At 67.7% G+C, this 11,890-nt stretch carries 12 protein-coding genes; 9 read left to right on the top strand and 3 right to left on the bottom strand.

Going from position 1 to position 11,890, the window contains the following annotated elements:
- The first annotated feature begins 163 nt into the window (after positions 1–163).
- Genes AC5592_RS06610 through AC5592_RS06600 form a run of 3 tightly spaced genes read left to right on the top strand, consistent with a single transcriptional unit; the run spans position 164 to position 5,105 of the window.
- A complete protein-coding gene (locus AC5592_RS06610) occupies positions 164–2,611 on the top strand; it encodes a transglycosylase domain-containing protein (RefSeq protein WP_063063710.1) in 2,448 nt (815 codons plus the stop codon).
- A gap of 29 nt (positions 2,612–2,640) precedes the next feature.
- A complete protein-coding gene (locus tag AC5592_RS06605) occupies positions 2,641–4,356 on the top strand; it encodes a glycosyltransferase family 87 protein (RefSeq protein ID WP_063063709.1) in 1,716 nt (571 codons plus the stop codon).
- On the top strand, positions 4,353–5,105 hold the full coding sequence (locus AC5592_RS06600; protein ID WP_036507142.1) for an isocitrate lyase/PEP mutase family protein: 753 nt from the start codon (positions 4,353–4,355) through the stop codon (positions 5,103–5,105). The genes AC5592_RS06605 and AC5592_RS06600 overlap by 4 nt, the downstream gene beginning before the upstream one ends.
- Before the next feature lie 142 nt (positions 5,106–5,247).
- Here the strand turns inward: AC5592_RS06600 and AC5592_RS06595 are convergent, their stop codons facing one another.
- Positions 5,248–6,336, bottom strand: a complete 1,089-nt coding sequence (locus AC5592_RS06595) for an alkene reductase (RefSeq protein ID WP_063063673.1) — start codon at positions 6,334–6,336, stop codon at positions 5,248–5,250.
- Positions 6,337–6,385: 49 nt separating this feature from the next.
- On the opposite strand from AC5592_RS06595, the gene AC5592_RS06590 reads away from it, so the two are divergent.
- Positions 6,386–6,751, top strand: a complete 366-nt coding sequence (locus AC5592_RS06590; RefSeq protein WP_063008923.1) for a MerR family transcriptional regulator — start codon at positions 6,386–6,388, stop codon at positions 6,749–6,751.
- Positions 6,752–6,761: 10 nt separating this feature from the next.
- On the opposite strand, the gene AC5592_RS06585 is transcribed toward AC5592_RS06590, so the two are convergent.
- Positions 6,762–7,712 (bottom strand): DMT family transporter, encoded by a 951-nt coding sequence (locus AC5592_RS06585; protein WP_232329223.1) that lies wholly within the window; start codon positions 7,710–7,712, stop codon positions 6,762–6,764.
- Positions 7,713–7,795: 83 nt separating this feature from the next.
- Here AC5592_RS06585 and AC5592_RS06580 point away from each other — a divergent pair, with 83 nt between their 5' ends.
- The gene (locus AC5592_RS06580; protein ID WP_063063672.1) at positions 7,796–8,335 is read left to right on the top strand and encodes a CGNR zinc finger domain-containing protein; all 540 of its coding nucleotides are present in this window, start codon (positions 7,796–7,798) and stop codon (positions 8,333–8,335) included.
- A 1-nt stretch (position 8,336) separates the two neighbouring features.
- On the opposite strand, the gene AC5592_RS06575 is transcribed toward AC5592_RS06580, so the two are convergent.
- Positions 8,337–9,704, bottom strand: coding sequence for a glycosyltransferase family protein (locus tag AC5592_RS06575; RefSeq protein ID WP_371507123.1), 1,368 nt, complete (start codon positions 9,702–9,704; stop codon positions 8,337–8,339).
- 260 nt (positions 9,705–9,964) lie between these two features.
- On the opposite strand from AC5592_RS06575, the gene rpsF reads away from it, so the two are divergent.
- The 4 genes from rpsF (at position 9,965) to rplI (ending at position 11,708) form a co-directional block, all read left to right on the top strand.
- Entirely contained in the window at positions 9,965–10,255 is a 291-nt protein-coding gene (gene rpsF, locus AC5592_RS06570) for a 30S ribosomal protein S6 (RefSeq protein ID WP_030514152.1), read from the top strand.
- Between the two features lie 110 nt (positions 10,256–10,365).
- Positions 10,366–10,905, top strand: a complete 540-nt coding sequence (locus AC5592_RS06565; protein WP_036507149.1) for a single-stranded DNA-binding protein — start codon at positions 10,366–10,368, stop codon at positions 10,903–10,905.
- 58 nt (positions 10,906–10,963) lie between these two features.
- A complete protein-coding gene (rpsR, locus tag AC5592_RS06560) occupies positions 10,964–11,236 on the top strand; it encodes a 30S ribosomal protein S18 (RefSeq protein WP_025353551.1) in 273 nt (90 codons plus the stop codon).
- A gap of 16 nt (positions 11,237–11,252) precedes the next feature.
- Positions 11,253–11,708: a 50S ribosomal protein L9 gene (gene rplI / locus AC5592_RS06555; protein ID WP_036507152.1), complete on the top strand. Its 456-nt coding sequence runs from the start codon at positions 11,253–11,255 to the stop codon at positions 11,706–11,708.
- The last annotated feature ends 182 nt before the right edge of the window (positions 11,709–11,890 follow it).

Raw genomic sequence — 11,890 nt, 5'->3', positions numbered from 1 at the left:
CCCACCGCGCACCGGCGGGCAGCCCACGGTGCGCGGCGGTCAGCCGAATCCGGCCGGTGGCCCACCGCGGCGCCCCGGAAATTCCGCGAACCCGGCACCGCGTCCCGGTGAGCAGAAACCTCAGGCCACTCAGAAGATCGCGGCCGGAACCCTCGCTGAGGCGATGGCGCAGCGCGGCCCGCGCTCGACAGCGGCCAACCGGTCGGCTCCCGGCGGCGCCGGCACCCGCCCCGGATCGGGTCCGGGCACCGGCGGACGCCGCGCGGTGGGCGCGGGTGCTCCCCCGTCGGGTCCGCCGCCGCGCAAGGGCAACGGCGGCGGCGACGGTCCCGGCGGTTCGGCGGGCAGAGGCCCGAAGGCGAAGAAAAAAACGCCGTGGCGCATCGTGCGGCGAGTGATCTATGTCCTGGTGGCATTGGCGATCGTGGTGCCGAGCGCGGTCTTCCTGATCGCGTACACGACCGTCTCCATACCCCAGCCGGGCGATCTCAAAACCCCTCAGGTCGCCACGATCCTGGCCTCCGACGGCACCACGCAGATCAGCAGAATCGTTCCGCCGGAAGGCAACCGGACCGACGTCACCATCGACCAGATCCCGCCGCACGTGCGCAACGCGGTGATCGCGGCCGAGGACCGGGACTTCTACTCGAACCCCGGCTTCTCCATCAGCGGTTTCGCCCGCGCCGCGCGCGACAACCTGATGGGCAAGGACACCGCCGGTGGTGGTTCGACGATCACCCAGCAGTACGTCAAGAACGCCATGGTCGGCAATCAGCATTCGCTGAGCCGCAAGATGCGCGAGCTGGTGATCTCGGCGAAGATGGCGCGGCAGTGGAGTAAGGACGACATCCTCACCGCGTATCTGAACACCATTCCGTTCGGTCGCGGCACCTTCGGTATCGACGCCGCGGGCAAGGCCTACTTCGGCAAGTCGGTCGAACAGCTGACCGTCGAAGAGGGCGCGATGCTGGCCGCCACCATCAACCAGCCGTACGGCCTGGACCCGGAGAACAACCCGAAGGGCGCCGAACAGCGCTGGAACTACGTCCTCGACGGCATGGTCAAGGCCGGTTCCATCCCGGCGGCCGAACGCGCCAAGATGGTGTACCCGAAGGTCCTGCCGTCCAGCGCCAACAGCGCCGACAGCGAGAACAAGACCGCGGGCCCGAACGGCCTGATCAAGCGGCAGGTGCTCAGCGAGCTGTCCGAGGCCGGTATCAGCGATACCCAGCTGAACACCGAGGGTCTGCAGATCACCACGACCATCGATCAGAAGGCCCAGCAGGCGGCGATCGATTCGGTGCACAAGAACATGCAGGGTGAACGCGACGAGGTCCGGACTGCGGTCGTCTCGGTCGATCCGAAATCCGGTGCGGTGCGCGCCTATTACGGCGGCGACAACGCGACCGGCTGGGACTTCGCCAATGCCGGTCTGCAGTCCGGCTCGACGTTCAAGGTCTTCGGCCTGGCCGAGAATCTCGAACTCGGCAAGCCGCTGTCGACGATGTACGACAGTTCGGATCTGACGGTCAACGGCATCAAGATCACCAACGCCGAGGGTGAGACCTGCGGTACCTGCACCATCGCCGAGGCGCTCAAGCGGTCGCTGAACACCAGCTTCTACCGCATGGAACTCGATATGCCGGACGGTCCGACGAAGATCGCCGCGATGGCGCACCGCATGGGCATTCCCGACACGATTCCGGGCGTGGGCCAGACGCTGACCGAGCCCGATGGCTCCGGCCCCAACAACGGCATCATCCTGGGTCAGTACCAGGTGCGGCCGCTGGATATGGCTTCCGCGTACGCGACCATCGCCGCCTCGGGCGTCTATCACAAGCCGCATTTCGTGCAGAAGGTCGTGACGGCCGACGGTCAGGTCCTGCTCGACCGCGGACAGGTCGCGGGCGAGCAGCGGGTCTCCGCCGCCGTCGCGGACAACCTGTCGGCGGCGATGCAGCCGATCGCCGCCTCGTCCCGCAACCACGGCCTGGCCGGCGGCCGACTGTCCGGTTCCAAGACCGGTACCACCCAGCTCGGCGACACCGGTCAGAACAAGGACGCGTGGATGATCGGCTTCACCCCGTCGCTGTCGACAGCGGTCTGGGTGGGTACCGCGGACGGTGTCGCGCTGAAGACGCCCGGCGGGTCGATCATGTACGGCTCCGGCCTGCCGTCGGATATCTGGAAGGACACCATGGACGGCGCGCTCGAGGGCACGCCGAAGGAGAACTTCCCGAAGCCGGCCGCGATCGGCGGCCAGGCCGGTGTGCCGTCCTATTCGGCGCCGTACACCGCACCGAGCACCACCCAGCAGGAGTATCAGCCGCCGGTCGTGGTGAAGCCGTCGCAGGTCGAGATCCTGCCGGGCATCACCATTCCGGTGCCGGGCATCCAGCCGAATCCGCGCTCGCAGCCGCAGCAGAACCAGCCGCAGTCGCAGGACACCGGACCACTGCCGGGCCAACCGGTGGCACCCGCCGACGGATCCTCACCGACCACGTCGAATTCCGGCGACACCAACGGCAATTCACGGTCCCAGCGTCCGGGCGCCGGCGTCGGCAACAGTACCGACGGGACAGGAGACGGAAACTCCAACAGTCACCGGTAGCCTCGGGTGGCGTGAGTGAACAACAGCCGGTGGCGGCCTCGACGTTCGGTGACGAAGGTGTCGAGACCGCCACCGGTTTCGTTTCCGCGGCTCCCCTCGCCGCGGATCGGAGATCGGCGGTGCGCCGGGACAAACCCAGCCGCACCGATTCGATGACCGCTCAGTTGAGCAGCACGATCGGCGGCCCGGTCGGCGACCATGCCCTGATCGGCCGCGCTCGGTTCTGGACTCCGCTGCGCATTCTGCTGGCCTTCGCGGTGGTGTTCCTCGCCCTCGGCTGGGCGGGTAAGGCCGGCTGCATTCAGCAGACGACCACCTCGGAGGGCCATCTCACCCTCGACTGGAACAACGGTCGCCAATACGTGGCCATGTGCTATTCGGATACGGTGCCGCTCTACGGCGCCGAACATCTCGACGAGGGCGCGTTCCCCTACAAGAAGAAGTGGACCGAGGTCGGCCCCGACGGCAAACTGCAGACCCGGTACATGGAATATCCGGTGCTGTCGGGCCTCTATCAGTACCTGGCGATGGAGGTCGCCAATATCTGGATGTCGCTGCCGTTGCCGAAGGCGCTGTCGGTGGTGGTGTATTTCAACGTCGTCGCCGTGGGACTGGCGCTGGCCTGGCTGGTGACGGTGTGGGCGTCGGCGATGCTGGCGGGCCGCCGGATCTGGGATGCGGCGCTGGTGGCGCTCTCACCGCTGGTGCTCGTGCACATCTTCACCAATTTCGACGCGTTGGCAACGGCTTTCGCGGCCACGGGCCTGCTGGCCTGGGCCAGGCGGCGGCCGGTCCTGGCCGGAATCCTGCTCGGTTTGGGCGGCGCGGCCAAGCTGTATCCGCTGTTGCTGCTGGGCCCGATCGTGGTGCTCTGCCTGCGTGTCGACGGCCGTGACCGACTGCCGGGCCTGCGAGAACAGCTGCGGCGCAACGGCAACAACGCGGTGAGGGCCCTGCGCGACTACCTGGCCGGCGCGCGGATCAGCCCGCTGCGGGCGGCGCTGGTGACGGTGTTGTCGGCCATGTCGGCCTGGCTGGCGGTGAATCTGCCCATCGCGGTGCCGTTCACCGAGGGCTGGTGGGAATTCTTCCGGCTCAACAGTGAACGCCATGCCGATCCGGATTCGCTCTACAACGTGATCACCTCCTTCACCGGCTGGCAGGGTTTCGACGGTCCACTCGCCTCCTCCGACACGCCGACCGCGCTGAATTCGGTGTCGCTCGTGCTGTTCGCGGTCGCCTGCGCGGTGATCGGATACATCGCGCTCACCGCCGCCCGCCGACCGCGCGTGGCGCAGCTGGCCTTCCTGGTGGTGGCGGCGTTCCTGCTGACCAACAAGGTGTGGAGTCCGCAGTATTCGCTGTGGCTGGTCCCGCTGGCGGTGCTGGCCCTGCCGCACCGGCGAATCCTGTTGGCGTGGATGACGATCGACGCGCTGGTGTGGTTCCCGCGCATGTACTACTACCTCGGCACCGACGACAAGGGCGTCCCCGAACAGTGGTTCACCAGCGCGGTCCTGATCCGCGACTTCGCGGTCGTGGGCCTGTGCGCGTTGGTGGTCCGCCAGATCTACCGGCCCGAACAGGACCTCGTCCGAGCCGACGGCGCGGACGACCCGGTAGGCGGAATTCTGGACCGCGCGCAGGATCCGGCGCTGCCGTGGTTACCGTCGGCGCTGCAACCCAGGCCGCCGTATCCGGCCGCTGGCGCGAACACCCGATCATGGGCGAGGATCGACACATGACCGCATTGAGCGAGCAGGCCACCACCTTCCTCGAGCTGCACCGCCCCGGCGATCCGGCGATTCTGCCGACCGTCTGGGACGCGTGGTCGGCGAATCTGGTGCAGGCGGCCGGTTTCGCCGCGCTGACCGTCGGCAGCCATCCGCTGGCGGATTCGCTGGGCAAATCCGATCAGGAGGGGATGACCTATCCCGAATCGATGGCCCGGGTTCGCGAGATCACCGCGGCGGTCGACATTCCCGTCTCGGTCGATATCGAATCCGGCTACGGCCTGAAGCCCGCCCAGCTGATCGACGGACTGCTGGAGGCGGGCGCGGTCGGCCTCAACATCGAGGATTCGGTGCACAGCGAGGGCGGCCGCCTGCGCGAGCCGAGCGAACACGCCGACTTCGTCGCGGGACTGCGGCAGGCGGCCGATGCCGCCGGTGTGCACGTGGTGGTCAACGCTCGCACCGACCTGTTCCTGCGCGAGGACCAGAACACCCCGGACCGGGTCGAGCGGGTGCTGGAGCGGATGCGGCTGGCGGCCGAAGCGGGTGCCGACGTGCTCTACCCGGTGGGGCAGCGCGACCCGGAGATCCTGCGCCGGCTCTGTGCCGAACTTCCGTTGCCGGTCAACGCCATCGGCCTGCCGGACCAGGGCGATCGCGCCTGGTTCGCCGAAGTGGGCGTTGCCCGGGTCAGTTTCGGGCCGTTCCTGCAGCGCGCGCTGAGCACCGAGGCGAACCGATTGCTGCAGCGCTGGCAGTAATCCCGGAACCCCGGCACCGAATCGGGTCGGGTTCTGTGACAATGGAACACGCCGATGCCCGTCGCCACGCATGCCACGAAGCCCGAGATGAGCGAGCCGACGGTATGCGACCGGGGCGGTCATCGGCGCTGTGATTCCCGGGTCAGGCCACCCGCTCGGCGCGGTCGATCCACGCCGGGTAGTCGGTATATCCATGCGGTCCCCGGCCGTAGAGACCGTCCTCGCGCACCGGCGCCAGCGCTCGATCGTGCCGGATCCGCGATATTAGATCGGGATTGGCGATGAAGGCCCGCCCGAAGGACACCAGATCGGCCCGGCCGTCGGCGAGCAGCCGCTCGGCCGCCGGGGGTGCGGTCGGTGCGCGGTTCTCACCGATATTGGCGATCAGCGTGCCGTTCCAGCGCGGGCGCAGATCGGCGAGTGCCGGATAGTCGTCGTTGTCGGTGAGGTGTAGGTAGGCGAGATCCCGTCCGGCGAGTTCACCGACCAGGGCGCGGTAGAGCGGCGCCGGATCGGCCTCGTGCATGCCGAATTGCGGATTGCCCGGCGACAACCGGATCCCGACTCGATGCGAACCCGCCACGGCGGCAACGGCGTCGGTGACCTCGAGTGCGAATCGCATGCGGTTGGCGATCGTGCCGCCGTATTCGTCGGTGCGCAGATTGGTGTTGTCGGCCAGGAACTGATGGACGAGATAGCTGTTCGCACCGTGGATCTCGACACCGTCGAATCCGGCCGCGAGTGCGTTGGCGGCGGCAGCGGCATAATGCTCGACGGCCTGCGCGATCTCGGCGCGGGTCATGGCCCGAGGCCGTGGCGCCGGGGCCTTCCCCCCGTCGATCAGGTGGACCGGATCGGCGGCCGGTACCGCCGACGGTCCGGCCGGCAGGGTGCCGTCGATCCGGGCCAGGGGATGACCCCACCGCCCGCCGTGCATGAGCTGGGCGAAGATCCGCCCGCCCGCGCCGTGGACGGCTTCGGTGACCCGCCGCCACCCGGCGATGTGCGCCTCGGTGGCCAGGCCCGGCACCCATGCCTCGCTCTGGCCGGTGGAATGCGGCCAGATTCCCTCGGTGACAATGAGTCCCGCGTCGGCACGCTGGGCGTAGTAGGTCGCCACATCGTCGGTGGGCGAGCCGTCGGGGCGGGAGCGCAGCCGGGTCATCGGCGCCATCACGACGCGATTGGGCAGGTGCAGGTGGCTTGCGTGATAGTCGGTCAGCAACAGCATGCGCGTACCGTAGAACCTGACATCAATGTGAGGTGCAAGGGAGAAACCGGTGCGCATCGGCGAACTGGCACGACGCACGGGCGTCAGCGTGCGGTCGTTGCGGTACTACGAGAGTCAGGGCCTGCTGGCTTCGTCCAGGACCTCGGGCGGTCAGCGCGAATACCGTGAGCAGGCCGTGGACCGCGTGGTTCGCATTCAGGAGATGTTCGCCGCGGGACTGCACAGCCGCACCATCGCCGAACTGCTGCCGTGCATCAACGACACCGACGGTACGCCCGCGCGGACCGCCACCCCGTGGCTCTCGGAAACCCTTGCCGCCGAACGCAAACGCATCGACGCGTGCATCAAGGATCTGGTCCGCACCCGCGAGGTGCTCGACGGCGTGATCAGCGCGGCGCACGGCGAGCCGCAGTAGGCCCGAATCCCTACCTCAGGGGGGCCAGTCCGGGCCGGCGCTCCAGTACGGCGCCGGACGCCGGCGCGGTCGGCTCCCCGGCCACCGCGGCACCCGGCCGGGTTCCGGATCGGAGCGAGGCCAGCACCATCCCGAGCAGCCCGACGCCCAGTCCGGCAATCGTCAAGGGCCGCAACGGTTGTGCGATCAGCAGCCAGGCCAGTCCCGCCGTGACCAACGGGGTGACGAAGAACAACTTGCCGACGCGAGTGGCGTCCCAGCGGCGCAGCATCGCATTCAGGAGCAGGAAGCAGGCGACGGCGTTGATCGCCACCATCCACACCAGCGAGCCGGCGAATCGCAGCGGATCGGCGATGTGCGTATCCCCGCTCCCGACCATGAAGATTCCCGCCACCGGCGCGCTGATCAGCACGTGCACAGCGGTATTCGTGCGGGTGTCGACCTGCGGCACGAAACGCTTCTGATAGACCGTGCCGAGGCTGAGCCCCAGCAGACCGGCCACGCACAGCGCCAAACCCGTTGCGGAGAAATGGGATTGGTCGACAACCGCGAGTCCGACGCCGAGGCCGCCGACACCGAATCCGATCCACTGCCGCACGGTGACCGACTCACCGAGCACGGTCCCGGCGAACAGCGCGATCACCACCGGATTCAATCCCTGCACCAGTGAGATCACCGCCGCGGACACATGGTCGGCCATGGCGGTGTAGAAGGCGCCGAACTGCACCATCTGCATGAGCAATCCGGCGACGGCGACATGCGCCAGTTGCCGGCCGCGCGGCCACCGCGCCCCGACGACGACGGCATACACCGCCAAGACCAGTCCGGCGCAGGCGAAGCGGGCGAACAGCACCACCATCGGCGGCGCCGCACCGACGCCGATGATGCCGGCGATGAACGCACTGCTCCACATCACGACGAAGGCCGCGGGCGCGGCCGTCTCCATCAGTCGCTTCCGCACGACGCCTCCCGAATAACCGCTTCAACTGGTTACCAACCCTGACATCGGTGCGACTAACCTGTCAAGGGGGTTACGATGGCGAGGTGTTCACCTTCGTCAGCGGCAACGTGGCCCTGGATTTCGCCGGCACGGTCCAGGAGCGCAATGGCGGTTTCGCCGATCTCCTGACGGCTCCCACCACCCTCGGCGAATGGCTGATCGCGGCCGGATTACTGGATTCCGCGGCGCGATGCGACGCGGCCGACCTGACCCGGGCGGTCGAACTGCGCGAAGCGGTGTACCGCTTGGCCCTGGCCACCACCACCGGTGCGCCGTGGCGCGATGCCGACCGGGTGCTGGTCAACCGGATCGCGGACGGTCCGAAACCCTCGATCGCCCTGCGCGCCGACGCCGGCGTGACCCGCCGCGGCGACTGCGAGCACGCCCTCGCGCGCATCGCGACCGAGGCGATCGAACTCCTCGGCGGACCCGATCGCGATCGGATCAAACAATGCGGCCGCGATACCTGCACACGCCTCTACCTCGACACCTCCCGCGCGGGTTCGCGGCGCTGGTGCGATATGACGCTGTGCGGCAACCGCGCCAAGAGCGCGTCGTTCCGCGCTCGCCGCGGCAAGCCGTAATTCAGCGGGTGGAAACGAGTTCGCGCGCTACCGGCGACACCATCGGCCGGTATCCGCGCGGGCGGGCGCGAACGAACGCGAAGAAGAAGAACACCAACAGGATCGCGCGTCCCCACACCCCGAACTGCACGAGTTTCTCGTAGAAGTCCGCACCCGTTCCGCTCCCCAGAGCGTGGAAGTAGCGGAAGACCCCGATGCCGAGCGCCAGATCGGCCAGCAGATAGGCGCCGACCGCCGCCCACGGCACCTCGAGCAGGACGAAGAACGGCAGCACCCACAGCGTGTACTGCGGTGAATGCACCTTGTGGAACAACAGGAATCCACACAGCATCGCCGCGCTCACGCCCACCCAGGGGTAGTAGCGAAGTGCGGGAAAACGCTTCCACCCCAACCAGATCGCGAGCGCGAACGAGACGGCGACCAGGACCGGCGAGGCCGTCGCCACGACGTTCTGGAACGACGCCTCCCCGCTCTGTCCCTGCCCGAACATCGGCCGCAGACCCCAGTACCAGATCGAGTTGGTGGTGATGTCGGCCTGCCGCATCTGCTGGAAGGTGAACGAGGCCCGCCAGCCATCGTAACCGAGCAGAGCGAAGGGCAGGTTGATCGCCGCCACCGTCACGATCGCCGCACCCGCGGCCGCGAACGCACCGGCCGGATCGTAGCCGCGGCGAGAGGCATCCGGCCGCTCGCCGAGGTCCGGCTCGCCGAGAAATAGGTAGAGCATCAGCGGCAGGACGAAGATTCCCGGATACAACTTCAGGCAGAATCCGATGCCCAGCAGGACCGCCGCGACAATTCCCCTGGTGCGCAACGAATATCGAGTCAGCGTGGTCATCACGTAGACCGCGCCGACTGCCGTGCACACCACCGGAAGTTCCCAATTGTGGAACGCGTAGAGCACCAGCGGCGGACCCACCGACCACAGCAGCGCGACCGCTCCCGACATCCGTCCCAGCATCCAGGCGGTCAGCAGAGCGAACGGCGCCAGCAGCAGCGCCGAATGCAACAGGAAGCCGGCGTCGTCGTGCACGCCGGCCGCACCGAGCCACATCAGCAGCCCGCTGAGCACCGGATATTCGACGGCGCCACCGGTCAGCGTGCCGTCCGGGGTGATACCGCCGCCGACGTAGGGAAACAGATGTTCGTCGATGCCGCGGCCGAGCCAGAGGAATTGGATATCGGAATAGCAGACCTCGGCATCCTTGATGCGATCGAAGATCAGACTGCGCCCGTCGCCGTCGAACGGCGCGCCCGCGCAACGAGCCTTGTTGAGATAGGCGAAGATCAACGTGACCGCACAGGCCAGCACCGCGGCCGCGGCCGCGACCCGGCCGGTTGCGCGCGCCCGGACTATCGCATCGGCCACGCGGCAACCTCCGCAGCCACCCCGTCGCCACCGCCGGAGCTCCCACGATCGGCGGATCGAATCGGCATGTTCACCACGATAGGTGGGCTACCCCGCCGACGGCGATATTCATGGGGAAGGAGACCCATTTCGCACCCGGCGCCCCGGATTCGGGTCCGGACCGGCCGTTCATGTAGCCTTGTCGGGTTGCTGACGCAACGACCCCTCCTGCCACGGAAAGTCCGTGGCCGTTCACAGTCCACAGGAGGTGATGGGTTCCCGTGCGTCATTACGAAGTGATGGTCATCCTCGATCCGAACCTGGACGAGCGCACTGTCGGTCCGAACTTGGACAAGATGCTCAGTGTGGTCTCGCAGCAGGGCGGCAAGATCGACAAGGTCGACCTCTGGGGCCGCCGCCGGCTGGCCTACGAAATCGAGAAGCGCGCCGAGGGCATCTACGCCGTCGTCGACCTGACCGCCGAACCGGCCACGGTCAGCGAGCTCGACCGCCAGCTGGGCCTGAACGAGTCGGTGTTGCGCACCAAGGTGCTGCGGCAGGACAAGAAGTAAGACCCCTGGCATACCTGCCGGAAAGCAAACCGCACTTGTCGTTGCCTGGCCTTAGGCTCTAGCGCAACAGGCGAGTGCACAGCTGATCGCACCGGAGACCAGGAGGAACCATGGCAGGCGACACCGTAATCACCGTCATCGGCAATTTGACGGCAGATCCGGAACTTCGATTCACGCCCGCGGGCGCGGCGGTGGCCAATTTCACCGTCGCCTCGACTCCCCGGGTGTTCGACCGCAACGCCAACGAATGGAAAGACGGCGAGGCACTGTTCCTGCGCTGCAACATTTGGCGTGAGGCCGCGGAGAATGTCGCCGAGAGCCTGACCCGAGGCGCTCGCGTCATCGTGAGCGGACGGCTGAAGCAGCGCTCCTACGAAACCCGCGAGGGTGAGAAGCGCACGGTCGTCGAACTCGAGGTCGACGAGGTCGGTCCCTCCCTGCGCTACGCGACCGCGAAGGTCAACAAGACCTCGCGCGGCGGTGGCGGTGGTGGTTTCGGCGGCAATTCCGGCGGCAGTGGTGGGGGCTTCGGCGGCTCCAACGGTGGCAGTCGCGGCGGACAGAGTTCCGCCGGCGACGATCCGTGGGGCAGCGCTCCCGCGGCCGGCTCCTTCGGAGGCGGCCAGATGGACGACGAACCGCCGTTCTGAACGGCTCACATATCGGGGCCCGCGGTATGCGGCTCCCAGGCAAACGGAGTGAAGACCCATGGCCAAAGCACCGGCACGCGAAAAGGTGCTGAAGAAGAAGGCTTGCGCGTTCTGCAAGGACGACAAGAAGGCGAAGAAGGACGGCTCGGGCACCGGCGCCGTCATCGACTACAAGGACACGGCGTTGCTGCGCAAGTTCGTCAGCGACCGCGGCAAGATCCGCGCCCGCCGCGTCACCGGAAACTGCGTGCAGCACCAGCGGGACATCGCCGTCGCGGTGAAGAACTCTCGCGAGGTCGCGCTGCTGCCGTACGTGTCCACGGCTCGCTGAGAACGGGAGGCAGACGATGAAGCTGATTCTGACTGCTGATGTGGACAACCTCGGTGCGCCCGGCGACACCGTGGAGGTCAAGGACGGCTACGGCCGTAACTACCTGCTGCCCCGCGGCCTGGCGATCGTCGCCACCCGCGGCGCCGAGAAGCAGGTCGAGGGCATTCGCCGGGCGCAGGACGCCCGTCGCGTGCGCGACCTGGACCACGCCAAGGAGCTCAAGACCGCGATCGAGGGCTTGGAGGGCGTGTCCCTGTCGGTGAAGACCGCCGGCACCGGCAAGCTGTTCGGTTCGGTCACCACCGCCGACGTCGCCGGCGCGGTCAAGGCCGCCGGTGGCCCGGTGCTCGACAAGCGCAGCATCGAGCTGCCGAAGTCGCACATCAAGAGCACCGGCAAGCACAACGTCACCGTGCACCTGCACCCCGACGTGATCGCCAAGTTCGACCTGCAGGTTGCTGCCGCGGAGTGATCTCCGCCCCGCTGTCCGGTACGGCACCCATCGGTTCGCCGATATGCCCGGTCCGGCCGACGGGTCACAGTTCATCGAAGACCATCCCCGTGGTTACCGCGGGGATGGTCTTCGCCTGCGCGGATTTCTCCGTCCGACAGGCCCGTATACGCCTCTTGTCGCGTTTCGGACCGGAATCGGAT

The organism is Nocardia violaceofusca NBRC 14427 (assembly GCF_963869435.1).
GTDB lineage: Bacteria > Actinomycetota > Actinomycetes > Mycobacteriales > Mycobacteriaceae > Nocardia > Nocardia aobensis.
Note: the sequence above shows the minus strand (reverse complement) of the source record. Positions and strands in the feature narration are given on the sequence as shown.

Bases quoted from the DNA above. Each gene is read 5' to 3' on its own strand.
- rpsR (WP_025353551.1), top strand. From the start codon at position 10,964: ATGGCCAAAGCACCGGCACGCGAAAAGGTGCTGAAGAAGAAGGCTTGC.
- AC5592_RS06610 (WP_063063710.1), top strand. From the start codon at position 164: ATGGCGCAGCGCGGCCCGCGCTCGACAGCGGCCAACCGGTCGGCTCCC.
- AC5592_RS06600 (WP_036507142.1), top strand. From the start codon at position 4,353: ATGACCGCATTGAGCGAGCAGGCCACCACCTTCCTCGAGCTGCACCGC.
- AC5592_RS06565 (WP_036507149.1), top strand. From the start codon at position 10,366: ATGGCAGGCGACACCGTAATCACCGTCATCGGCAATTTGACGGCAGAT.
- rplI (WP_036507152.1), top strand. From the start codon at position 11,253: ATGAAGCTGATTCTGACTGCTGATGTGGACAACCTCGGTGCGCCCGGC.
- AC5592_RS06595 (WP_063063673.1), bottom strand. From the start codon at position 6,336: ATGCTGTTGCTGACCGACTATCACGCAAGCCACCTGCACCTGCCCAAT.